Consider the following 23,212-nt stretch of genomic DNA (forward strand, 5'->3'; position numbering starts at 1 on the left):
CGCGCCGCACCGGGAGCCCTGCCGGTGACCGAGCTCAGGTGCCCGATGCGTCCCCGGAGCCCTCGTCGGGGGCGGGAGACGGTGTGGAGAGCTGGGTGCCCAGTCGGCTGTGACGTCTTCCGTAGAGGACGTAGATGGCGATACCGACAGCCATCCAACCGAGGAACCGCGCCCACGTCTCGAGGTTGAGGTTGACCATGAGCCACAGGCACGCTGCCGTCGCGAGCGGGGCGACCACCCACACCCCGGGAATGCGGAACCCCCGGCTCAGGTCGGGGCGTTTCACCCGCAGGAGCAGGACGCCGACCGCGACCACGACGAAGGCGAACAGGGTACCGATGTTCACCATCTCGGCCAGCGTGGCGATGGGGACGAAGCCCGACAGCAGGGCGACCACCACGGTGGTGATGACGGTCAGCCGGTAGGGCGTGCCGAACCGGGGGTGGGTTGCGGACAGCCCTCGTGGCAGTAGCCCGTCGCGCGACATGGCGAACACCACCCGGGACTGCCCCATGATCAGCACCAGGATGACCGTGGTCATACCGATGACGGCTCCCAGGGCGATGGCCGTTCCCGCCCAGGAAGCCCCGACCGCCTCGAACGCTGCGGCCAGCGGGGCGTCGTCGTCCAGTTCGGGGTAGGGGCGCATTCCGGTGACGACGGCGGAGACCGCCATGTACAGGATGGTCACGATGAGAAGGGAACCGAAGATCCCGAGCGGAACGTCGCGCCTGGGCTTCTTGGTCTCCTCGGCGGTGGTGGCGAGAACGTCGAACCCGAGGTAGGAGAAGAAAACGACCGAGGCAGCGGCGATCACACCCCAGACGCCGAACTGGCTCGGCTCCAGTCCGAGAACGAGCTGGGTGAGCGGGGCCTGCCACACGGAGGTTTCCGACTGCGGGACGGGAGTGGCCTCGGGAAGGAACGGTTGCCAGTTCGACGCCCGTACGTAGAACGCCCCCACGACCACGATCAGCACCACGATGCTGACCTTCACAGCGACGACCACGGTGGAGAACCGGCCGGAGGCCTTGGTTCCGACCGTTGCGATGACGCCGAGTACCCCGGTGACGAGTATCGCGCCCACGTTCACGGGCCAACCGCTGATCTCGAGCGTGAGTGGCACTCCGAGGAAGTGGGCGGCGTAGTCGGACCAGCCGGAGGCGACGACGGAAGCCGCCAACGTGAACTCCAGCACCAGGTCCCAGCCGATGATCCAGGCGGGGAGCTCACCCAGGCTGGCGTAGCTGAAGGTGTAGGCGCTGCCGGCGACCGGAACGGTGGAGGCGAACTCGGCGTAGCACATCCCGGCCAGGGCGCACACCAGTCCGGCGATGAGGAAGGCGAGCACCACGCTCGGCCCCGCGTTCTCCGCGGCCTGGTTGCCCGTGACGACGAAGATCCCGGCACCGATGATGACCCCGACGCCGAAGATCATGAGGTCGAAGGCGTTGAGATCCTTCCGGAGGCGGTGACCCGGCTCGTCGGTGTCCCGGATCGACTGTTCGATGCTTTTCGTGCGCCAGATACTCAATGACGGGTCGCCTTGTCTGGGGTAGTGGTGCGTGAACCTACACCGCCGTGCGGAGTACGTGCCGGAGGCAGCATACGTGCGGTGCCGGACCCACGCTGTGGACCCGGCACCGCACGTGCCCCGCGGCTACCCTACTCGGAGCCCTCGGGCTCGGGTTGTTCCGGGTGTCGACGCAACTGGATGATGGCCGCGGCCAGACCGCCCCACACGATGCCGATGGCGACGATCATCATCACGATGGCGCTTGTGCTCATCAGGATTTCCCTTCCTCTCCGGCGCCGGACTCGTCCTGGTCGGCGGAGGCGGTACCGGTCGGTGCGTTCTTCCAGGGAAGCAGCGAGAGAACGATGGCGAGGACGACCGCGCCGATGGCCACACCCCAGCCCATGGAGTTAACGAACGCTTCGGGATACCCTCCGTACGTTTCGGCGAGGTCGGTCTGCAGGTTCTGCCACAGCATCACACCCAGGATCACGGGGGTGACCAGGCCGAGGCACACCTTCCACCAGCCGGCGAGGCTGATGGAGGAGTACCGCTGCGCGTGGGCCTGCAGCATGGGCAGGCGGCGCAGCAGCCAGGAGACCACGACGACCAGCACCAGCGACGCCAACGCGATGCCGTAGTTGTTGATGAAGTTGTCCGCGGTGTCCAGGATGTTGAGCCCCTGGTCGGTGGGGAACAGGCCGATGGACACTACCGCGGCGAGGCCGCCGCCCGTGAGTACCGCGGGGACCCGTCCCATGCCGGTGCGGTCCTGCACCGCCGACACGACCACCTGCACGATGCTGATCAGCGAGGACAGCCCGGCGATCACCAGGGACACGAAGAACAGCAGTCCGAAGACGTCCGCGCCGAACGGCATGTTGGAGATGATCTCCGGGAAGGCCATGAAGGCGAGGCCGACCCCGCCCTCACCGATCAGGTCGAGGATGCCCGCCTCGCTGGTGGTGGCCATGAAGCCCAGGGTCGCGAACACACCGATGCCCGCCAGCAGCTCGAACGAGCTGTTGGCGAGGCCGGCCACCAGAGCGGATCCCGGCAGGTCGGAGCGGCGGCGCAGGTACGAGGCGTAGGTGACCATGATGCCGAAGCCGATGGACAGGGAGAAGAAGATCTGGCCGTAGGCGGCGACCCAGACTCCGCTGTTCGTGATCTCCGACCACTGCGGCTGGAAGAGGGCGTTGAGCCCCTCGGCCGCTCCGTCGAGGAACAGCGCCCGCACGACGAGGACACCGAAGAGCACGACGAGCAGCGGGATGAAGATCTTGTTCGCCCACTCGATACCGCGCCGGATACCGAAGCAGAGCACGAGGAGCACGAGCACCCACACCGCGACCAGCGGCACGGTGATGCCCGGTATGTAGGAGGAGATACCTCCCGGGTCGGAGGTCTGCAGGAAGTCCTGCACCATGAAGGCCTCGGTGTCATCCCCCCACTGCTGGCCCAGGGAGAACCCGGCGTAGCGCACCGCCCAGGCGATGATGACCGCGTAGTAGACGGCGATCACGAAGGAGATGAGGACCTGCCACCACCCGATCGCCTCGGCTGGCCGGGAGAGCTGGCGGAACGCCGCCGGCGGGGACGCGCGGAACCGGTGGCCGATCGCGTAGGAGAGGATGAGCAGGGGGATGCCGGCAGTGAGCAGGGCGATCAGGTAGGGCACGATGAAAGCGCCGCCGCCATTGTCGTATGCAATGTAGGGGAACCGCCAGATGTTGCCCAGGCCGATGGCCGATCCGATCGCCGCGAGCAGGAACCCTGCCCGGGTCCCCCACTGCTCGCGGGGTTGTTGTGCCATATCCGGGACTCCTTGATCGTTCGAGGTGATGCGCGGTGATACCGGCAGCGGGGTGTGTCAGCAGTAGGACGTCGTTCCCCGCTTCTGGTGACGGGAACGTGTCAGGTCTCCGTCCGCGATGTGTACGGGCGGACGCTGGCACTGCGCGGCCGGACGCCGTGCGGCCGCCCCGGTGATGCGGCCTTCCTGACCGGGGTTCCGGTTGCGGAACGCAGACGGGGGATGCGGGCGGTGGGAAGCCGGTGGCGTGTTTCGCGACGGATACCACCGCGGTGGAAGAACGCGGTGCGCGCGGACACGGAGGAGCGAGCAACCCCGCTGTGTGGGGGGATCCTCTGCTGGAACGTACTCAATGGCGGCTCCACGCCCGTTTTTGCCCCTGATGGGGCGGCTGGGGTTAATGTCGTCGCGAGATCTTACCGAGGTTCTTAGTGTTACTAAAACCAGGGATTAAGCTCGGCGCGTTCCGGACGAACCACCCAGGTCGTGTGGCGGCGGTGTACGCCACGGAAGGGTGGGCGCTCCAGTACCGCTGACCCCACGAAAACACGAGCGGCGGCGCCCGTCCGGACGCCGCCGCTCATACGCGGGGTGGCACTCAGCTGTCGGCGGTCTCCTCCGCCTGCCCGTCCGTGGTGTTCTGCTCTCCTGCCGACTCGGCCTTCTGGTCGCTCTTCTTCGTGGCGCGACGTTTCTTCACCGGGCGGGAGTAATCGACCAGCGGCTCATAACGGGCATCGTGCTCCTGCTTGCACTCGCTGCAGGTGTCGACCTCGCGGATCGCGCCTTCCCAGGCGAACTGGATGACGTCGGTCGCCTCGACCTTCTCGTCGCGGATGGCGTGCGGGTCGCAGTATTTGCGCGTGAAGACCTCGGTGACCACGGCGATGGCATCCCTTCGCTCGTCGATATGGGTACGTACAGGAGAATCATACACGCGTTCGAAGGCGAAAGGCCGCTGTGCAGGACGTATCCCGTGAAGCGGTGCCGTGTCCCATTCGGGATCCTAGCGAAGTTTCGCGCATGCCGCGTGGGGCCACCGGCGCTCGGGCGGTGTGACGTCCGTTCCGGATTCCGTGCGCCACCGGGGTTACACGCACCCAACCTGTTTTCCAACGAAGAATTCGTCTGTTTGGCTGGAATCCCATGCCGTAACTAGCCGCCGCCCCGCAACGCGATCGGCGCTGCAGACGAGACAGTGAGAGAGACAATGCCAGGTTCGACGCAACCCACGAAGAGCTGGCTCGCCGACACGGTGACGCTCATCGCCCGGATCGTCATCGGGATCATCCTCATCGTCCACGGGTGGGAGAAGATCGACATGGGCGTCGACGCCACCGCAACCCAGGTGATGGCGCCCATGGACGTTCCCTACCCGACCGTGGCCGCGGTCGTGGCCATGGTCATCGAGTTCGGAGGCGGGATCACACTGCTCCTGGGTGCGGTGCTGCCCGTGACCGGGGTTCTCCTGGCCGTGCACATGGCCCTCGCCTCCTACTTCGGCCACTTCGCCATGGGCGCCCCCCTGACCGGAGAGGGCGGAGCGGAGCTGCCACTGTCGCTGGGGGCTGGTGCCCTGGCGCTTGGATTCACCGGCGGCGGTTTCGCTCTCGACCGGTTCACTCCGTGGGGTAGGCGGCGGCGTGCCGCCCGGCGCGACGCGGGCGGTGCCGGCTCGGTCCCGGAGTGATACCCCGGGGATGAGTCCCCTGCGGCCGGTCGGCCCGTCGGCGCTGGACAAGATGCTGACCCAAGCTCGCGCGACGATGCCGTGGCTGCGCGATGGTAGCTCAGTGCCGCAGCAGCAGATCATCCGCGACTTCGGCCGGTCCAAAGCCAAAGCAGTAAAGGACCGAGCCGAGCGGGTGCCGCAGCCTCGCCGGGCCGGGATGCCGAAGTTCAAGAAGAAGCAGCAGGCCGGGCCGTCGTTGAACTACACCCAGCGCGGGTTCTCCCTGCGCGGGCGGCGACTTCGGCTGGCTGGCGGCATCGAGGTGCGCCCGGTGTGGTCGCGGGACCTGCCCGCCACCCCGTCGAGCGTGCGCGTGTACCGTGACACGCTGGGCCACTGGTACGCCTCGTTCGTCGTGCACGCGGACACAAAACCGTTGCCGGATACCGGCCAGGCACTCGGTGTGGGCTGGGGTGTGACCGAAACCGCCACCACCACCAGCGACGCGCACGACTTGCCGCACGCGCAGCACGGCAAAGCCGCGCAGGCGAAACTCACCCGGTACCAGCGGATGATGGCCCGGCGGCGCCGTCCGAAAGGGAAACCGCAGACGCGTGGCTACCGCAAGGCTCAACAGGCGGCGGCGAAACAACACCGCAAAGCCGCCCGGAAACGCCAAGACGACGGGCGCAAGTGGGCCAAGCACGTGGTGCGCGACCATGACCGGGTGGCGGTGGAGGACTTCAAACCGACGTTTCTCGCCAAGACCACCATGGCGCGCAAGGCCGCCGATGCGGCGATCGGCGCGACCAAGCACGAACTCGTGGCGTTGGGCCGGAAACACGGCCGGGATGTGCGGCTGGTCGACCCGGCGCACACGACGATGGATTGCGGACAGTGCGGGGCAAGAACCACGCACCGGCTGCCGCTGTCCGAACGCACCTACACCTGCACCGCGTGCGGAGTGTCCCGGCCCCGGGACAAGAACTCCGCACGCGTGATGCTGGACCGGGCAGGTTTCGTCCCGGCTGGTGACGATGGCGTGAGCCCTGGGCGTCCGATGGACGGCCAGGCAGCCTGAGCCAGGAATCTCCCGCCTTCAGGCGGGAGAGGATTCAATCGAAGATCTCGTCGAGGAAGTCCTTCTCCACCTTGCGGCGCTCTCCCTGGTACTCGCTGGGCTCGTAGGAGTCGGGGCCATCGTCGCGACGGCGCCGTCCCCTGGTGTCCTCGGGGTCCTGCCCCTGACTCCACTTGTGCTCGGCCTCGATGAGCTCCTCCAGCTCGCCGCGGTCGAGGAATATGCCCCTGCACTCCCCGCACTGGTCGATCGTGACCCCGACGAGGGTCTGGGTGGAAAGGCTACCGGGACACTTCGGACAGGTAAGTTCGCTCATGCCCTGTTGGATACCGCGCGGGAGCGTACGGTTCCATCCCAACGCGCTGCGATCCGATCCTTTCCGGGGCTCGGGTGGCCCTGCGCCAGCCGGGTCGGGCAACGGGCGGCTTCCGGCGCCCGGGTGCGGGGTCACCCGCGGGCTTCCGTGGCTCCGTACCGCCAGCGCGCTCCGGTGAGGAACACCCACCGAACAGGACCTAAGCTACGCTCGGCGCGGTGAACGCGGGGGGAAGCTTGCGCGCGGCGGGACGGTCGACCAGGAGCAGGGTGCGCTCGCTCCCGCGCGCGCCCGCGGCAGGGACGTGCGCCCCGCCCGCGGTGCTGTCGAGGGACCGTGCCACGGCGTCGGCCTTCTCCCCGCCGGAGGCCACCAGCCATACCTCGCGCGCACCGCGGAGCACCGGGAACGTCAACGTCACCCGCTGCGGTGGAGGCTTCGGTGCGTCCCGGAGCGCCACCGCAAGCTGATCCTCCTCCCGCGACGCGGAATGGTCGGGGAACAACGAGGCGACGTGGGCGTCCGGTCCGACGCCGAGGAGGCAGACGTCGAACCGCGGGAAACCAGCGCTCTCCCCGGCCGCCTCGCGGAGAGCGGAAGCGTAACGTTGCGCGCCGCCAGCCGGATCGTCCCCGTACGAGCCGCCCGGTGCCGGCATGGGGTGGACGCGTTCCGGATCCACGTTGACATGGTCCAGCAGGGCGGAGCGAGCGGCCGTCTCGTTGCGTTCCGCGTCCCCCGTGGGAAGGAAACGCTCGTCGCTCCACCACACGTCCAGTCGACGCCAGTCCACGGCGTCCCGGGCCGGAGCGGTGGCGACCTCCCGCAGTACGGCGGTGCCGATCCCCCCACCCGTGAGTGCGACACACGCCGAGCCCCGCTCCGCCTGGGCGTCCACCAGACGTGTGATGAGGCGCGCCGCCACGCTCTTCGCGAGCAGCTCGGCATCGGCGTGTACCCGCACGCTGGCGTCGGATGGTGTCACGCGTTGGCCTCCGTTCGGTTGGCCAGCCGGCCGACGTGTTTGGCCGTGCTTTCGTAGATCTCGTCGGCGTCGAGGCGGCGCAGTTCCTCCGCTAGCGCTTCGGAGGCGCGCCGCCGGGAGAGCGCGACGGTCTGGTCGGGCTGGTTGGGCCAGGAGAGCACGGCGACCCGTCCGTCACGCCGGTTGATGGAGATGTCCCCGCAGTCGGTCGTGAGAGTGGCGCTGGTGATGCCGGGGCCGTCGGACTCCTCGCGTTGTACGTCCACATCGAGTTGTTCGGACAGCCAGGCGGCGAGCAGGTCAGTACTGGGGTAGTACGGTTCCCCGACCACCGTGGCGCCGGTGACCCAGCCGCACGGCTGGTCCATGGTGCTGGCCAGCAGGGAGCGCCAGGGTGTGAGCCGGGTCCAGGTGAGGTCGGTGTCCCCCGGCTGGTAGTGCTGGATACGGGTAACCAGGTCCCCGAGCGGGTCAGGCGCGCGAAGCGCGTCGGTGATGCGCCGGTTGGCGAGCCTTCCCACCGGGTCGGCTGCGGGCTCCACCGGCCCCTGGCCCGGCCACCAGGCCACCACGGGAGTGTCCGGGACGAGGAGCGGGGTCACCACGGAGTCGGGATGCTCGCCCAACGGTCCGTACAGCCGGAGCAGCAGCGCCTCCCCGGGGCCGGAGGTTCCGGGACGGCGGATCTCGGCGTCGATCGCGGGTTCCGCCTCCGGATCGCGACGGATGAGAGCCAGGATGCGGGAGGGGTGCTCCCGCCCGACCTCCGTCGCGGCGCGCACCGCGTCGTAGTGGTCGGCCTCGTCAGTGACGATGACCAGGGTCAGGACGATGTTCATCGCGCCACCGCCCACGCTGTGCCGCTCCGCCGTGAGGGCTTCGGTGATCTGCGACGTGGTGGTGCGCGGAAGGTACAGGGTCATGTGCTCCCCCTGGCAACAGGGTCGTGGCCATCCGGCCGCAGCAGGTCTCCCGCCGGGCTCCGGCGGGGTGGGGCAGGAGCCGCGCTCCTCACGGGCGTCTCCACTGGCGTCCGTCCCGGTTGAGCAGCGCGTGCGCCGAGGGCGGCCCCCACGTTCCCGCCCCGTACTGCTCCGGGGCGGAACCCTTGGCCCAGAACTCCTCGACAGGGTCGAGGATCTTCCAGGACAGTTCCACTTCCTCCTGGCGGGGGAACAGCGGCGGGTCCCCGATGAGAACGTCCAGGATCAGCCGTTCGTAGGCCTCCGGACTCGACTCGGTGAAGGAGTGGCCGTAGGCGAAGTCCATGGTCACGTCGCGGACCTCCATGGCCGATCCGGGGACCTTGGAACCGAACCGCAGGGTGACGCCCTCATCCGGCTGGATACGCAGCACGAGCGCGTTCTGGCCGAGTTCCTCGACGGCGTTCTGGCTGAACACCTGGTGCGGGGCCCGCTGGAAGACCAGGGCCACTTCGGTCACCCTGCGCCCCAGGCGTTTGCCGGTGCGGAGGTAGAACGGCACCCCGGCCCATCTGCGGCTGTTGACGCCGAGCTTCATCGCGGCGTAGGTCTCGGTGGTGGAGTCCGGCGGGATACCCTCCTCCTCCAGGTAGCTGCTCACTCGCACACCCCCCTGCCACCCGCCGGCGTACTGGCCGCGTGCGGTGCCCGTGGCGAGGTCGGGTGGCAGCGTGACCGCCGAGAGGACCTTCTCCTTCTCCGCTCGGATCGCGTCAGGGGCGAAGGAGACCGGTTCCTCCATCGCGACGAGGGCCAGGAGCTGCAGAAGGTGGTTCTGTATGACGTCGCGCGCCGCACCGATCCCGTCGTAGTACCCGGCCCGGCCTCCGACACCGATGTCCTCCGCCATGGTGATCTGCACGTGGTCCACGTAGTTGCGGTTCCACAGCGGCTCGAACAGGGTGTTCGCGAACCGCAGCGCCATGATGTTCTGGACTGTTTCCTTGCCCAGGTAGTGGTCGATCCGGAACACGGAATGCGGTGGGAACACGTCGTCGACAACGGCGTTGAGCTCCCGAGCGCTCTCCAGGTCGTGACCGAACGGCTTCTCGATGACGAGCCTCCGCCAGGCGCCCTCGCGGGACTCGGCGAGACCGGAGCGCTTCAGCTGCCGCGTCACAGTGGAGAACAGCTTGGGCGGAAGCGACAGGTAGAAGGCGTAGTTACCTCCCGTGCCGCGGCTCTCGTCCAGTTCCCGTACGGTGCGGGCGAGCTCGTCGAACGCCTCGTCGTCGGTGAGCTCCCCGGAGACGAAACGGATACCCTCGCTCAGCTGCTGCCACACGTCCTCCTGGAAAGAGGTGCGGGCGTGGGCCCGGACGGCCTCCTTCGCCTGTTCGGCGAATCCCTCGTGGCTCCATTCCCGGCGCGCGAAACCCACCAGTCCGAAGCCGGGCGGCAGCAGACCGCGGTTGGTCAGGTCGTATATGGCCGGCAGCAGCTTCTTCTGCGCGAGGTCGCCCGTGGCTCCGAACAGTACGAACACGCTCGGCCCGGCGACGCGTGGCAGCCGCCGGTCCGATTCGTTGCGCAACGGGTTCGGAACCGCGCCTGGCATCACCGGCTCTTTCACTTGACGTCCTCCCTCGTCCGTAAAGGGTGGGGTGCGCGTCCGACCGCCGTTCAGGGGCGGACGCGGTCCGCGGCCGCGCGTATCTGGGCTATGCCAGCGCCGCGCTCGCGCAGGTGCAGCCGTACGGCGGGTCGTTCCCGGGAGCCCAGGGCGCCGAAGTCCCCGAGCGCCTGGGCCAATTGCAGCTGACCGAAGGTGTGGGAGACTCCCGGTATACGCAGGTCCTCCTCGCTTTCCCCGGTGATCTGCAGGAACGCGCCGTTCTGCGGGCCGCCCTTGTGGTACTGGCCGGTCGAGTGGAGGAAGCGCGGCCCCCATCCGAACGTCACGGGACTCGGTGTCAGAGCGGCGAGGTCCTCCCGCAGCCGGACGGCCCGGGAATCCCCCTCCCGGTCCAGGTAGGCGAGAACGGCGAGGTAGCCGCCCTCCGGAACCGCCTGGAGGAGCTTGCGCAGCACCACGGCCAGGTCGTCCTCGGCGGACAGCAGCGCGGGGTTCGTGTCGGTGGTGTACACGTCGACCGCGCCTTCCGCCAGCAGTGGTTCGCCGGTCGGCAGCGGATCCGCGGACGACAGCAGCCGTTTCGTGTTGTCCTTGGACTCCTGGACGTTGGGTTGGTCGAACGGGTCGATCCCCAACAGCCGTCCAGCGACAGCGGTCGCGTACTCCCACGCCAGGAACTGGGCGCCAAGCGGGCCGGTCACCGTCGTGTCGGCCAGCTCCGAGACCTCCTGGTGCGATTCCGAGAACGCCACGAGGTGGGAGTCGGACGCCGGAGCGAACCCGGGAGAGTGGGGACTTCCCACCACGACGGGGAGAAGGCCGGTTCCCTCCTTGCCCGTGGACTCGGCCAGCAGTTGTTCGATCCACTCCCCGAACCCGGTGGGGGAGGGGCCTGTCAGCACCACCTTGTCGTGTCCGGTGAACCCGCCCAGAGCCGCGCCGAGCCACAGGGCCGGGTTCCCCGTCTCCGCGGCCAGCGACGGAACCAGTTCCTGGGCCTCGTCCAGGAGGGCGGCGACATCCACTCCCACCAGGGCCGAGGGCACCAGACCGAACGCGCTCAACGCGCTGTAGCGGCCGCCCACGTTGGGGTCGGCGAGGAACGTGCGGTACCCGCGCTCGGTTGCCAACTCCGCCAGTGGCGACCCCGGGTCGGTGACCACCACGACGCGTTCGGCGGGGTCGATCCCCGCCTCGGAACACGCCTGTTCGAAAGCGCGCCGGTGGCTGTCCGTCTCCACGGTGCCCCCGCTCTTGGAGGACACCACCATGACGGTGCGGTCGATCCCGTGGTTCAGTACCCCGCGCACCTGGTCCGGGTCGGTGGTGTCCAGGGTCACGAGTTCACGGCCGCGGTTGGCGGCGATAACCTCGGGGGCGAGCGACGAGCCGCCCATGCCGGCCAGTACCACCCGGTCCAGCCCGCTGGAGCGCAACTGCTGGGCCAGCTCCTCCAGCTCCGGAAGGAAGGCGCGCGAGCTCTGGGGGAGATCGAGCCAGCCGAGGCGCACCGCCGCCTCCTCCGCCGCTCGGGGCCCCCACAACTCCGCGTCCTTGGCGGCTAACCGCTGGGGCACCCCGTCCGCGACGAGCGTCTTCGCCGCCTCCTCGGCGGCGTCACGCGCGGCATCGCGCACATGGACGGTGAGGTTCGTGGCGTTGACCTGCTCAGTGCCCACAGTGACCGGCCCTTCCCAGTGAGTTCGCACAGTATCCAACGTAGTGAAATTGTCCGGCACGCGCCGGGAGGATCCCGGCGCGTGTCCGTGTCGCGCGGCGGTACCCGGTTTCCGCCCGGTTCCTCCTACCCGGCGGAAACCCCGTCACTCGGTGCTGCCGATCCGCTGCGCGACACCGTCCAGGAACCCTTCCCAGGACGTCTCGAACTTCTTGACGCCTTCGTCCTCCAGTACCTTGACCACGTCATCCAGATCCACGCCGGCCTCGGCGATGGCTTGCATGTCGGCCCGGGCCTGAGCATAGCCGTCCCGAACGGTGTCACCGGTGATATCGCCGTGTTCGGCGACCGCCTCCAGCGTCGCCTCCGGCATGGTGTTCACGGTTCCGGGAGCGACCAGCCCCACGACGTAGCGGGTGTCGTCGTAGTTCGGGTCCTTGACGCCGGTTGAGGCCCACAGGGGCCGTTGCGGTGCCGCCCCGGAAGCGGAGAGAGCCGCCCACCGTTGTGAGGCGAGCGCCTCCTCGTGGGCTTCGTAAGCCAGACGGGCGTTCGCGATAGCGGCCCGTCCCTGCAGCTCGGCCGCCTCCTGCGTTCCGATGTCGGCCAGCCTCCTGTCGACTTCGGTGTCCACCCGGCTCACGAAGAACGAGGCGACCGACTGGATCGCGGAAAGGTCGTGGCCGTTGCGGCCCGCCTGCTCCATTCCGGCCATGAACGCCTCGATGACGCTACGGTAGCGGTCCAACGAGAAGATCAGCGTGACGTTGACACTGATCCCCTCGGAGAGTGCCTGGGTGATGGCGGGAAGTCCCTCCACGGTGGCGGGAATCTTGATGAACACGTTGGGGCGGTCCACCGCCCACCACAGTGCTCGGGCCTCGGCCACCGTGCGTTCGGTGTGGTAGGCCAGCCGGGGGTCCACCTCCAGTGAGACCCGGCCGTCGACACCGCCGGTGGCCTCGTAGACGGGACGCAGTACATCCGCGGCCCACCGGATGTCGTAGGTGGTGATGGCCCGGGCCGCCTCGCCGACCGAGACACCGCGCAGTGCGAGGTCGTGGAGCTGGTCGTCGTAAGCTGTTCCCTCCTTGAGGGCCTTCTCGAATATCGTCGGGTTGGAGGTGACACCGACCAGGGAACGGGACGAGACCAGTTCTGCGAGGTTGCCGGAGTGCAGTCGCTCTCTGCTGATGTCGTCCATCCAGACTGCGACTCCCTGATCGGACAGTTCCCGAAGCGGATTCACCATGGCCTCTAACCTCGCTCTTGCGTATCGGCTGCTGCAGCGGAACCAGTGGCCGCCGACCGGTTCCCGAACAGCGGTGTGTTGTGCTGTCTCGCCCGTCCCCTACCCGTCGTTGCGGCCGGAGCGACGTAGGGTCTGTGCGCTCAGTCTCCGGTTCCCGCGCCGCTGTCGTTGTTGACGTTGGCGAGGCTCGTGCGCACCGCAGCGGCGACGTGTTCCGGGGTGAGACCGAACTGTTGGTACAGCGTCTGGTACGGAGCGGAGGCGCCGAAGTGGTCCAGCTCCACTGCCACGCCGGCCTCGCCGAGGAACTCGCGCCATCCCAGACCGGTCCCGGCCTCCACCGACACGCGCGCGCGTACCGAGGGGGGAAGTACCTGTCTCCGGTAGGACTCGTCCTGAGCGCGGAACCATTCCACGCTCGGCATGGAGATCACCCGGGTGGGTGTTCCGCCGGCCTCCAGCTCACGTCGGGCCCGCAGGGCGATGTCGACCTCGCTGCCCGTCGCGATGATGAGAGCCGAGGGGGAGCCGTTTCCGGCCTCGGCGAGCACGTATCCGCCGTTGGCCGCCCCCTCGGCGTCCGCCAGCTCCTGCCGGTCGAGCGTGGGGACGTTCTGCCGGGTCAGCGCGAGCGCAGCCGGACGTTGCCCGTTCTGCAGGATGGTGCGCCACGCCACCACGGTCTCGTTGGCGTCGGCCGGACGGACGACGTCCAGGCCGGGGATGGCCCGCAGGGCCCACAGCTGTTCGACGGGCTGGTGGGTCGGTCCGTCCTCGCCCAACCCGATCGAGTCGTGCGTCCACACGTAGGTGACGGGCAGCTTCATCAGTGCCGCCAGCCGGACCGCCGGGCGCATGTAGTCACTGAACACCAGGAACGTGCCGCCGTACGGCCGGGTGGGTCCGTGCAGCGCCATACCGTTGAGCACGGCTCCCATACCGTGTTCGCGCACGCCGAAGTGCAGGACCCGACCGAACCGGTCCCCGGAGAACATCTTGGTGGAGTACTCCTCCGGCAGGAACGAGGGCTCGTCCTTGGGAGTGGTGTTGTTGGAGCCGGCCAGGTCCGCCGATCCTCCCCACAGTTCGGGCAGGACCGGAGCGACGGAACTCAGGACCTCTCCGCTGGCTTTCCGGGTGGCCACGCCTTTCTCGCTGGTGTCGAAGACCGGGAGGTTCTTCTCCCAGCCCTCCGGAAGCTCGCCCTTCTGCAGCCGGTCGAACAGTTCGGCGCGCGATCCCCCGTCGGCCCGCCAGCTTTCCAGCTCCACGTCCCAGGCGGAGTGCATCTCCCTGCCGCGCTCGATGGCGACACGGGTGTGGTTGAGCACGTCCTCGGGAACGTCGAACCGCGCCTGGGGGTCCAGTCCCAGGACGCGTTTGGTGGCGGCCACCTCCTCGGCGCCCAACGCGGCACCGTGCGCGGCGCCGGTGTTCTGCTTGTTGGGAGCGGGCCACCCGATGATGGTCCGCAGCCGGATGAACGAGGGGCGTTCCGTCTCGGCCTGGGCCGCCAGTACCGCACTGTGGAGGGCGGCGACGTCCTCGTGGTAGGAACCGTTCGCGGTCCAGTCGATCTCCTGGACGTGCCAGCCGTAGGCGGTGTACCGAGCCGCCACGTCCTCGGAGTGGGCGACCTGGGTGTCGTCCTCGATCGAGATGTGGTTGTCGTCGTAGACCACGATGAGATTGCCCAGCTTCTGCGTGCCCGCCAGGGCGCTGGCCTCGTGGCTCACGCCTTCCTGGACGTCCCCGTCGGAGCAGAACGCGTAGACGAAGTGGTCGAAGGGACTCTCCCCGGGGGCCGCCTCCGGGTGGAACAGGCCGAGCTCGCGGCGGGCCGCCATGGCCATGCCGACAGCGTTGCCGAGGCCCTGCCCCAACGGTCCGGTCGTGGTCTCCACGCCGGGGGTGTGACCGTGCTCGGGATGCCCCGGGGTGAGGCTGTCCCACTGGCGCAGGCCTTTGAGGTCCTCGAGCCTGAGTCCGTAACCGGAGAGGTAGAGCTGGATGTAGAGGGTGAGGCTGGAGTGGCCGCACGACAGGACGAACCGGTCCCGGCCCAGCCAGGAGGGGTCGTTGGGGTCATGCCGCATGAGCTTCTGGAACAGGAGGTAAGCGGCGGGGGCCAGGCTCATGGCAGCACCGGGGTGTCCGGAGCCGGCCTCCTCCACCGCGTCCATCGCCAGGGCACGGGCCACGTCGACGGCGCGCTGGTCGGTGTCCGACCATTCGAGGGAGGTTGTCGGGGCGTTGGTGTTCACGCGGGATCAGGGCTCCTTTCGCGCATCCGGTTCAGGTCCGGGCGCCACCCGGCCGGGGATCGTGAATGTGAGGTTGTCCACGGTCGTAACGCCCTGCCGTGCGAGCCGTGTGGAGGGAAATGACACGGCCTCCGGTTCGCCCGCTGCACGGGACCCTTCCTGGCAACACGACAGTGCGGACCACAAGAAGCCTATCGTTGAATGCCGTCGGCGGGCGTGTTCGTCACGTCATAACGCGCTGTGAGCTCCGGTGCCGGTGCGGCGCGTGGTTGTGGGGAGCGTGCCAGGTTATGTGTCCGAGATCAGGATGTGGGAGCCTGCAACGCGGTTCGCCGGCACGGGCGGCAGCACCCGTGTTGTTGCGAGTGCGTTGTTCGTGCAGCGCATGACGGGTTTTGTGCGGTCGCGCCGCCCCGGGGGCGCGCGGCTGACCAAAAGTACTACAGTATGTCGTTGACAGGGATTGTGGAACTCTGGCGTGACGTCGGGAACGACCGCGATCCGCTGTGGCGAACTAGTGACAATTCCTATCCCGGTTTGAGGTTCGGCGTGGCTGTGTCCGTAATACGGATGACTGGTGAGACGGCAGTCCTGGAGTGTGCCCGGAAGGGCAGCGCCCGACCCTTGACCCGGCGGCGGTGATCCCGATGAGCCCGGTGAGTCAGTCCGTGCAGGAAACGCCACAGACCCGGGACGGCGCCAGGGAACGTCCCGAGGCGCGTACCCGTGTCGCGGCGCTGGGAGACTACGCTCGGGCCTACGTGGCCCTGTCCAAGCCCCGCGTTATCGAGTTGCTGCTCATCACCACGATCCCGGTGATGTTCGTCGCCGCCGACGGGGTTCCTCCCCTCGGGGTGGCCGTGATGACGCTCGTCTTCGGGAGCATGTCGGCGGCGAGTGCCAACGCCATCAACTGCTATCTCGACCGCGACATCGACCAGGAGATGCGGCGCACACGGCGACGTCCCGTGGCGATGCACCAGGTAACGCCGCGTGGTGCGCTGGTGTACGGTCTCGTGCTGGCTGTCGCGTCGACAGCGGGGTTCGCGCTGTTCGTGAACTGGCTGTCGGCCGCGCTCTCCCTCGCCGCCATCCTGTTCTACGTCTTCGTCTACACGATGCTGCTCAAACGGCGCACCACGCAGAACGTGGTGTGGGGCGGCATCGCGGGCTGCATGCCGGTACTGATCGGATGGGCCGCGATCACAGAACGGCTCGACTGGGCACCCCTCGTCCTGTTCCTCGTCGTGTTCTTCTGGACGCCACCGCACACGTGGGCGCTGGCGATGCGCTACCGCGAGGACTACGCCGCCGCCAACGTCCCCATGCTGCCCGTGGTCGCAGGAGAGCACCGGGTCCTGCTGGAGTGCGTCCTCTACAGCTGGGCGACGGTCGCATTGTCCCTGCTGCTCTGGCCGGTCGCGCAGACGACGCTGTTCTACCCGCTCGTGGCCACCGTGCTCGGCGCGCTGCTACTGGTGCAGGCGCACCGCCTGTTGGGGCGGGTCCGGGCCGGGGTCACCGGCCACCACCTCAAGACGATGGGGTTCTTCCACCTTTCCAACGCCTACCTGGCCCTGCTCTTCTCGGCGGTCACCATCGATCCCCTGCTGGCGGGGGTGCTGGGCTAGGACCTGTCCGGGCACCACGGGCACCGACTGCCATTCCCACCGGACACGGGAACGCCGGTGGGGCGCGATGCTCCCTGAGCAGTACACGGGTTACGATCTGAGCCTATGCCCGCACTCGATCCGAAAGCCATCCTGGAGGGGCGCAGGCCAGGGCGGTACTCCATATCGATCACGATCGGCATCGTCGTCAGCGTCCTGTGCGCCCTGGGGATGCTTGGGTACCTGCTCTGGGCGGGCCTGGCCAGCGGCGGGGTCACCGGCGTCATCGGGTTCCTCATCAGCGTGGTCGCGGCGGTGATACCGGTCGCGATCCTGGTGCCGCTGATCCTGCTGCTCGACCGGTTGGAACCCGAACCACCGTCGATGATGATCTTCTCCTTCCTGTGGGGGGCGGGGGTCGCGGTGGTGGTCTCCTACCTGTTGAACACGGTCGGTCTGGAACTGTGGATGGTCCCCATGTTCGGTGCCGACCTGGGAACCTTCGTCAACACCGCGGTCGGAGCCCCCGTCGTGGAGGAGAGCGCCAAGGGGATGGTGCTGCTCTTCCTGCTGTGGCGACGCCGCTGGGAGATCGACTCCTTCACCGACGGGGTCATCTACGCGGGCATGGTGGCCACTGGTTTCGCCTTCACCGAGAACGTGCTGTACTTCCTGCAGTCCTTCTTCGAGGAAGGACTGTTCGGGCTGGTGTTCTCGTTCGTGCTGCGCGGGTTGGTGTCACCGTTCGGCCACCCCCTCTACACGGCGATGATCGGGATCGGCATCGCCCACGCGGCCATGAGCCGGGGAACACTGCGCTTCGCCGCTCCCGTCGTCGGCTGGTTCGCGGCCGTGCTGCTGCACGGGATGTGGAACGGCGCCTCGCAGTTCGGCTGGGGCGGTTTCGGGGTGGCCTACGTCCTGCTGTTCTTCGTCCTGCTGTCGATCGTCGTGATAGCGATCCAGGACCGGCACCAGCAGGTAGCGGCCATCGCGCACTACCTACCGCCCTACATCAGTACGGGGCTGGTGGAACCGCCCGACATCCGGATGCTCAGTTCGATCAAGGGCAGGCGCGGAGCGCGCAGGTGGGCGCAGCGCAACGCCGGACAGCGCGGCCGTTCGGCGATGAAGGACTACCAGCTCGCCGCGACCGAACTGGCGCTGTTGCACCAGCGGCTGGAACGGGGCGTGGCGCGCAGCAACTGGGAGTACCACCGCGACTCGTTCCTCGCGCTCATGCACGTCGCCCGGGACGCGTTCGCCGGACGCACGCAGCAGCCGGTCGCCCCGGAGTGGGCGCACAAGACGACCGACTCCGGCTTCCTGCAACGTGCGGACTTCGCCCGCGTCATCGCTGCGGCTCAGGCGCAGCGGCAGGCCCGGGCCTCCGAGGGGCAGCCGGACGCTTCCGAGGGGCAGCCGGACGACAAGCAGCCCGGCGATGGGGAGCAACCGTCCCGGTAACCGGAGGTCCGGCTACGAACGGAGCCGGTGGCCGCTGCCGTGTTCCTGCGGTGGGCGGTACCCGCCGCCGGAGGACCGCTCGGTCCGGCGCGCGGTGGCGAAGTACACCCGCAGTACCGCGACCCACACCAGAGCCGATCCCAGCACGTGCAACACGACCAGGCCCTGCGGAAGGGCGAGCGCGTACTGCGTGTACCCGAGCGCCCCCTGCGCCAGCACGGCGGCAGCCAACAGCCGGGAAGCGACACGGGCCTCGCGCGGCGCTTCGGTGCGGGACAGGAGGAGGACGAGGGCGAGGGCGCCCAGCAGCACCGCCCATGCCAGACCGGAGTGGACCCGGGTGGCGATCAGGGGATCGAACCCCCAGCGCGGGGCTTCGGCGTCCCCTCCGTGGGGACCGGTTCCCGTGACGACGGTTCCCGCGGCGAGCAGGAGGAACCCCAGCGGCACCATGACGGTGGCGATGCTCCGGGTCACGGGCGGGACGGTGCGCTGCAGCCGGCCACGTGGCTCCCGGCACCGTACGTAGTAAGCGACCGTGAGGACGACGACCAGGCTGGACAGGAGGAAGTGCGCGGCGACCGACGCCGGGTGAAGCCCCGTCAGGACGGTGACACCCCCGAGGACGCCCTGACCGAGGACTCCGAGCGGGATGATGCCGGCCAGCCGGCGTAGGTCCGGGCGCCGGGGCCGTAGACGCATGCTCGCCACGAACACGATGACGCCGACGGCCAGCACGAGGAACGTCAGTGTGCGGTTGCCGAACTCGATGGCCGCGTTCAGGGTGGCGTGGTCGGTGCCGACGGGAACGAAACTGTCCTCGGTGCAGCGCGGCCATTCGGGGCAGCCCAAGCCCGAGGACGTCACCCGAACGGTGGCTCCGGAGACGGCGATGCCCGCGTTGACGACGATGTTGCCCAGTCCCCACCACCGCAGGGATCGCGTCGTCGGCTCCCAGATCGTGCGGGAGAGGAGGGTCAGAACGCCGATCCCGGCGACGGCGAGCACGATCTGCCAGGCCCAGAACGGAAGGGAGAGGAACGTTCCTTCCCCCGATGCGGCCAGAGGTACCAGGAGAGCCGGGTGAGCGTTCATACGACGAACTGTAGTATCCGGTTGTGCGGTGTGGCGAACCGGTCGGCCCGACGTCGGTACAGCGCGAACGCGCGGCCAGGGAGGCGTGCGGGTGTCCCCTGATCACCCACGTTGTGAGCGTGTGGCTCCGACGCTGGCCACGACGACGCATCCCACGGCGGCCCACTGCCACACCGACAGGAACTCCCCGAGGACGACCAGACCGATGAGCGCCGCAGCCGCCGGTTCCAGACTCATCAGGATGCCGAAGACACGGGGAGGCATCCGGCGCAGCGCCTGCATCTCCAGGGTGTAGGGAACGACGGAGGAGAGCAGCCCCACGGCCAGTCCGATGGCCAGCAACCGGGGGTCGAGCAGCGCTGTTTGGGCTTCCGCTATCCCCACGGGAGCGACGGCCACGACCCCCACCAGACTGGCGATGGCGAGCCCCGAGGTTCCGGAGAACCGTTTCCCCGTGGCGGCGCTGAGCAGGATGTAGCCGGCCCAGGCGACGGCGGCCAACAGCGCGAACGCCACGCCCGCGAGAGTGACGTCACCGTCGCTGCGTCCGAGGAGCAGCACGCCCGCGCCGGCCAGGGCGACCCACGCGAGGTCGGTGATCCGCCGGGAGCCGGCGATCGCGACACCGAGCGGCCCGAGGAACTCGATCGTGACGGCTATGCCGAGCGGGATGTGGGAGATCGCCTGGTAGATGGCGAAGTTCATGGTCGCCAGGGAAAGGCCGAAACCGACCACTACCAACCAGTCGGCCCGGCTCCGCCCCCGAAGCGCGGGGCGGGTGAGTACCAGCAGCAGTACGGCCGACGTCAGTAACCGCAGCCAGACCACGGCACTGGGCGGCAGTTCCGCGAACAGGGTCTTCGCGATCCCCGCGCCGAGCTGTACTGACAGGATTCCGACCAGCACCATCCACGTGGGCGGGATACTGTCCCCAGCCGAACGCAGCAGGGACGCGCTGTGGACAGTGCGGTGCCACAAGGGCCGTTTGTTCGGGGATCCTGTCGTCTGCACACTCACATTCCATCATCCTATGAATTTCTTCGGCAGCGTGCCGGGGAGGTGTTCTGCCTCACGCGGCCGTTCGCCCGGGGCGCCTATTCCCAGCGGAAGAAGCGGCTGGCGAGGAGGGAACCGAGGAGCCCCCACGCTCCGAGTACTCCGAGCGAGGTGAGGAAGGAGGTGCCGCCGTTCCCCAGAGCGGCTCGCAGACCTTCGGTCAGGGCGGTTATGGGCAGCAGCTCCAGCAGGGGTTGCGCGCTCGCGGGAAAACGGTGCACGGGAAGGATCACACCGCCCAGTCCCAACAGGAGAACGTAGACGAGGTTGGCTGCTGCGAGGGTGGCCTCGGCCCGCAGTGTCCCGGCCAGCAGCAGGGCCAGGGAACTGAAGGCCGCGGTGGCCAGGAGAACGAGCGCGGCGGCATAGCACAGACCGGTGATCCCGCCGGAAGGGGTCCACCCCAACAGGAACGCGGTGACGCAGAGCACGCCGATCTGGATCAGCTCTATCCCGAGAATCGCCAGGGTTTTGGCCGCGAGAAGCCCGAAACGCGGCAGCGGCGTCGCACCGAGCCGCTTCAGGACCCCGTAGCGGCGTTCGAACCCGGTACCGATGGCCTGACCCGTGAACGCGGTGGACATGACGGCCAGCGCCAGGATCCCCGGGGTGAGGAACTCCACCCGTGCCCCTGGGCCGGTTCCCAGGACCGACGTGGTGCTGAACCCGACCAGGAGCAGTACGGGAATGACCAGGGTGAGCAGGATCTGTTCCCCGTTGCGGAGCATGATCCGCACTTCCATGGACGCCTGGGAGGCGACCATGCGCCACAGCGGGGCGGCGCCCGGCGCGGGAACGAACATGCTGGTGGCGGAGTGCGATTGGGTGTTGGTCATGAGTCGCGCAGATCCCGGCCGGTGAGTTCGAGGAAAACGTCTTCGAGTGTGCGCTGCTGGACGCGCAGCCCCTCGGGAAGGATCGCGTTGGCGGCGCACCAGTTGGTGACGGCTGCCAGGAAGGCGGGCCCGGGAGCGGCGGAGTCCGCCGTCGTGACGACGTACTGGCAGCCGTCGGCCCCGCCGTCGTCCAGCGCCGCGACGTGACCGGGGGAGGGGAGCGCGGAGCGCAGCGCTTCGGTGTCCAGCTCCCGTGTCGCGCGGAAACGGACCTCCTGGCGGGCGTCGGTGAGCTCGGCGGTGGTTCCCTCAGCGACAGCGCGGCCGTGGTCGATGATGACGATGCGGTCGGCGAGGCGCTCCGCTTCCTCCATGTGGTGGGTGGTGAGCAGGACGCCCACACCGGCGGCGCGCAGTTCCGTGATCAGCTCCCAGCTCGCGTGGCGCGCCTGGGGGTCGAGGCCGGCGGTGGGTTCGTCCAGGAAGACCAGCTCCGGCCGGCCGATGACAGCGGCGGCCATGGCAAGGCGTTGTTTCTGCCCTCCGGAGAGGTTCCGGTACTGGGTTCCGGCCGCGGACGCGAGTCCCAGCCGTTCGAGCAGGACGTCGGCGGGAACCGGGCGCGAGTGGAAAGAGGCCATCAGGCGCAGCCATTCACCGGTCCGGGCCCCGGTGGGGACACCCCCGGACTGCAGCATGACGCCAACCCTGGGTTTGAGCGCCCGGGCGTGGGCCACCGGGTCCAGCCCGAGAACCCGCACGCGCCCGGAATCCGCGCGGCGGTACCCCTCACAGACCTCCACTGTGCTGGTCTTCCCGGCGCCGTTGGGGCCGAGCAGCGCGGTGACGGCGCCGCGGGCGGCGGTGAGAGAGAGGCCGGACACGGCACTCGTGCTGCCGTAGCTCTTGACCATGTCGGCGACCTCGACCGCGGCTGTGTCCATGGGAAGCAGTCTAGAAGGGGTGCGCGCCGAGTCCGTACGGGGGAATATTCGTCGGCCCCGTGTGGTCTGTACGGTAAGGCGCCCGAGAGTGCGGCACCCCAGTGAGTGTCTCAGTGAGTGGACGGAATGTTCGCCATCCGGCCCACGGGCGGGAGAATCGTGCCGTTGCGGACACCGGTAGTGGCGTGCTCCGGCTCGGAAAACCCCAGTGAGGGAAGGCTTGCCTGCGTGACTAATGGCATGAGTCACGGCTTGCCCGGGGGGATGTATTTACGCCACACTGATGTTGTGAAAAAGGTGAGCAGCGAACAGCGAGCGAAAGGGGGCAGCATGCCGGACGCCTCCCGGACGCCCGCTGGACCCGAGCGGGGAGCCGAGACCGGTACCCGCGCGCGGATCGCACGGCTCATTCTGGAACACGGCCCGATAACCGCATCCGCTTTGGGGGAGCACCTCGGGCTAGCGCCGGCGGGAATCCGCAGGCATCTTGACAACCTTATGCACGAGGGGATGGTCGAGGGTCGCGATGCCCGTCCGATCGGGCGCCGTGGCCGTGGTCGGCCTGCCCGGGTCTTTGCCATCACGGAGGCAGGACGGGACGCGTTCGTGCACGGATACGACGATCTCGCATCCAGTGCGCTGCGTTTCCTGGCCGAGACGGCAGGGCCCCAGGCAGTCACCGAGTTCGCTCGGAGCCAGGTCGCCGAACTGGAGCGTCGGTACCGCCCTCTCCTCGAGGGAGTGCCCCAACAGCAGCGGGTGCGGGTGCTTGCCGAGGCACTGTCCAACGACGGTTACGCCGCCTCGGCTGGCGAGGCTCCCGCCCCCGGCGGGGGGGAGCAGCTGTGCCAGCACCACTGTCCGGTCGCCCACGTCGCGGCGGAGTTCCCCGAGCTGTGCGAGGCCGAGATCGAAGCTTTCGGGAGGCTGCTGGGCACCCCGGTGCGCCGCCTCGCGACCATCGCCCACGGTGACGGTGTGTGCACCACGCACGTGACTCCCCGCGACATTGACACCCACGATATGAGAGCCCGCCCCTCGCAGAAGGACGGCGGGTAACGCCAG

Annotated in this window: 20 protein-coding genes; 5 read left to right on the forward strand and 15 right to left on the reverse strand. The window is 68.6% G+C overall.

The window, feature by feature from the left end; all coding sequences use genetic code 11:
* Positions 1-34: 34 nt before the first annotated feature.
* The 4 genes from FHX37_RS06275 to FHX37_RS06290 all read right to left on the reverse strand — a co-directional run bounded on the left by FHX37_RS06275 (position 35) and on the right by FHX37_RS06290 (position 4,215).
* On the reverse strand, positions 35-1,534 hold the full coding sequence (locus FHX37_RS06275) for an amino acid permease (RefSeq protein ID WP_141922676.1): 1,500 nt from the start codon (positions 1,532-1,534) through the stop codon (positions 35-37).
* A 131-nt stretch (positions 1,535-1,665) separates the two neighbouring features.
* Complete coding sequence (locus tag FHX37_RS06280) at positions 1,666-1,788, reverse strand: methionine/alanine import family NSS transporter small subunit (protein ID WP_141922678.1); 123 nt, start codon at positions 1,786-1,788, stop codon at positions 1,666-1,668.
* Positions 1,788-3,332: a sodium-dependent transporter gene (locus FHX37_RS06285; RefSeq protein WP_141922680.1), complete on the reverse strand. Its 1,545-nt coding sequence runs from the start codon at positions 3,330-3,332 to the stop codon at positions 1,788-1,790. Before FHX37_RS06285 ends, FHX37_RS06280 begins: the two co-directional genes overlap by 1 nt.
* Before the next feature lie 598 nt (positions 3,333-3,930).
* A complete protein-coding gene (locus FHX37_RS06290; protein WP_141925056.1) occupies positions 3,931-4,215 on the reverse strand; it encodes a hypothetical protein in 285 nt (94 codons plus the stop codon).
* Between the two features lie 327 nt (positions 4,216-4,542).
* On the opposite strand from FHX37_RS06290, the gene FHX37_RS06295 reads away from it, so the two are divergent.
* Positions 4,543-5,022 (forward strand): DoxX family protein, encoded by a 480-nt coding sequence (locus FHX37_RS06295; protein ID WP_141922682.1) that lies wholly within the window; start codon positions 4,543-4,545, stop codon positions 5,020-5,022.
* Between the two features lie 10 nt (positions 5,023-5,032).
* Positions 5,033-6,085, forward strand: coding sequence for an RNA-guided endonuclease InsQ/TnpB family protein (locus tag FHX37_RS06300; protein WP_141922685.1), 1,053 nt, complete (start codon positions 5,033-5,035; stop codon positions 6,083-6,085).
* A 34-nt stretch (positions 6,086-6,119) separates the two neighbouring features.
* Here the strand turns inward: FHX37_RS06300 and FHX37_RS06305 are convergent, their stop codons facing one another.
* The 7 genes from FHX37_RS06305 to tkt form a co-directional block, all read right to left on the reverse strand.
* Positions 6,120-6,401, reverse strand: coding sequence for a TFIIB-type zinc ribbon-containing protein (locus tag FHX37_RS06305; RefSeq protein ID WP_141922687.1), 282 nt, complete (start codon positions 6,399-6,401; stop codon positions 6,120-6,122).
* 199 nt (positions 6,402-6,600) lie between these two features.
* Positions 6,601-7,386 carry a 6-phosphogluconolactonase gene (gene pgl / locus FHX37_RS06310; protein WP_141922690.1) on the reverse strand — a complete coding sequence of 262 codons (786 nt, stop codon included), beginning with the start codon at positions 7,384-7,386 and terminating at the stop codon, positions 6,601-6,603.
* A complete protein-coding gene (locus FHX37_RS06315; RefSeq protein WP_141922693.1) occupies positions 7,383-8,309 on the reverse strand; it encodes a glucose-6-phosphate dehydrogenase assembly protein OpcA in 927 nt (308 codons plus the stop codon). Before FHX37_RS06315 ends, pgl begins: the two co-directional genes overlap by 4 nt.
* An 88-nt stretch (positions 8,310-8,397) precedes the next feature.
* Positions 8,398-9,927: a glucose-6-phosphate dehydrogenase gene (zwf, locus tag FHX37_RS06320; protein ID WP_141922695.1), complete on the reverse strand. Its 1,530-nt coding sequence runs from the start codon at positions 9,925-9,927 to the stop codon at positions 8,398-8,400.
* A gap of 65 nt (positions 9,928-9,992) precedes the next feature.
* The gene (locus tag FHX37_RS06325) at positions 9,993-11,654 is read right to left on the reverse strand and encodes a glucose-6-phosphate isomerase (protein WP_246062143.1); all 1,662 of its coding nucleotides are present in this window, start codon (positions 11,652-11,654) and stop codon (positions 9,993-9,995) included.
* Positions 11,655-11,768: 114 nt separating this feature from the next.
* On the reverse strand, positions 11,769-12,875 hold the full coding sequence (gene tal, locus FHX37_RS06330; protein WP_141922698.1) for a transaldolase: 1,107 nt from the start codon (positions 12,873-12,875) through the stop codon (positions 11,769-11,771).
* A 140-nt stretch (positions 12,876-13,015) separates the two neighbouring features.
* Positions 13,016-15,058 (reverse strand): transketolase, encoded by a 2,043-nt coding sequence (tkt, locus tag FHX37_RS06335; protein ID WP_394344512.1) that lies wholly within the window; start codon positions 15,056-15,058, stop codon positions 13,016-13,018.
* A gap of 728 nt (positions 15,059-15,786) precedes the next feature.
* Here tkt and FHX37_RS06340 point away from each other — a divergent pair.
* Both FHX37_RS06340 and FHX37_RS06345 read left to right on the forward strand, forming a co-directional pair.
* The gene (locus tag FHX37_RS06340) at positions 15,787-16,770 is read left to right on the forward strand and encodes a heme o synthase (RefSeq protein ID WP_141922703.1); all 984 of its coding nucleotides are present in this window, start codon (positions 15,787-15,789) and stop codon (positions 16,768-16,770) included.
* A 105-nt stretch (positions 16,771-16,875) separates the two neighbouring features.
* Positions 16,876-18,216, forward strand: coding sequence for a PrsW family intramembrane metalloprotease (locus FHX37_RS06345; protein WP_141922705.1), 1,341 nt, complete (start codon positions 16,876-16,878; stop codon positions 18,214-18,216).
* Between the two features lie 12 nt (positions 18,217-18,228).
* Here FHX37_RS06345 and FHX37_RS06350 read toward each other — a convergent pair whose 3' ends face one another.
* The 4 genes from FHX37_RS06350 to FHX37_RS06365 form a co-directional block, all read right to left on the reverse strand.
* Positions 18,229-19,311 (reverse strand): COX15/CtaA family protein, encoded by a 1,083-nt coding sequence (locus FHX37_RS06350; protein ID WP_141922707.1) that lies wholly within the window; start codon positions 19,309-19,311, stop codon positions 18,229-18,231.
* A gap of 102 nt (positions 19,312-19,413) precedes the next feature.
* Positions 19,414-20,220 carry an EamA family transporter gene (locus tag FHX37_RS06355; RefSeq protein WP_141925058.1) on the reverse strand — a complete coding sequence of 269 codons (807 nt, stop codon included), beginning with the start codon at positions 20,218-20,220 and terminating at the stop codon, positions 19,414-19,416.
* Between the two features lie 185 nt (positions 20,221-20,405).
* Complete coding sequence (locus FHX37_RS06360) at positions 20,406-21,203, reverse strand: ABC transporter permease (RefSeq protein ID WP_141922709.1); 798 nt, start codon at positions 21,201-21,203, stop codon at positions 20,406-20,408.
* On the reverse strand, positions 21,200-22,147 hold the full coding sequence (locus FHX37_RS06365) for an ABC transporter ATP-binding protein (RefSeq protein WP_141922711.1): 948 nt from the start codon (positions 22,145-22,147) through the stop codon (positions 21,200-21,202). The genes FHX37_RS06360 and FHX37_RS06365 overlap by 4 nt, the downstream gene beginning before the upstream one ends.
* Positions 22,148-22,477: 330 nt before the next feature.
* Here FHX37_RS06365 and FHX37_RS06370 point away from each other — a divergent pair, with 330 nt between their 5' ends.
* Positions 22,478-23,206 carry a helix-turn-helix transcriptional regulator gene (locus tag FHX37_RS06370; RefSeq protein ID WP_141922713.1) on the forward strand — a complete coding sequence of 243 codons (729 nt, stop codon included), beginning with the start codon at positions 22,478-22,480 and terminating at the stop codon, positions 23,204-23,206.
* The last annotated feature ends 6 nt before the right edge of the window (positions 23,207-23,212 follow it).

This window comes from Haloactinospora alba (genome assembly GCF_006717075.1).
In the GTDB taxonomy this organism is placed as follows: Bacteria; Actinomycetota; Actinomycetes; order Streptosporangiales; family Streptosporangiaceae; genus Haloactinospora; species Haloactinospora alba.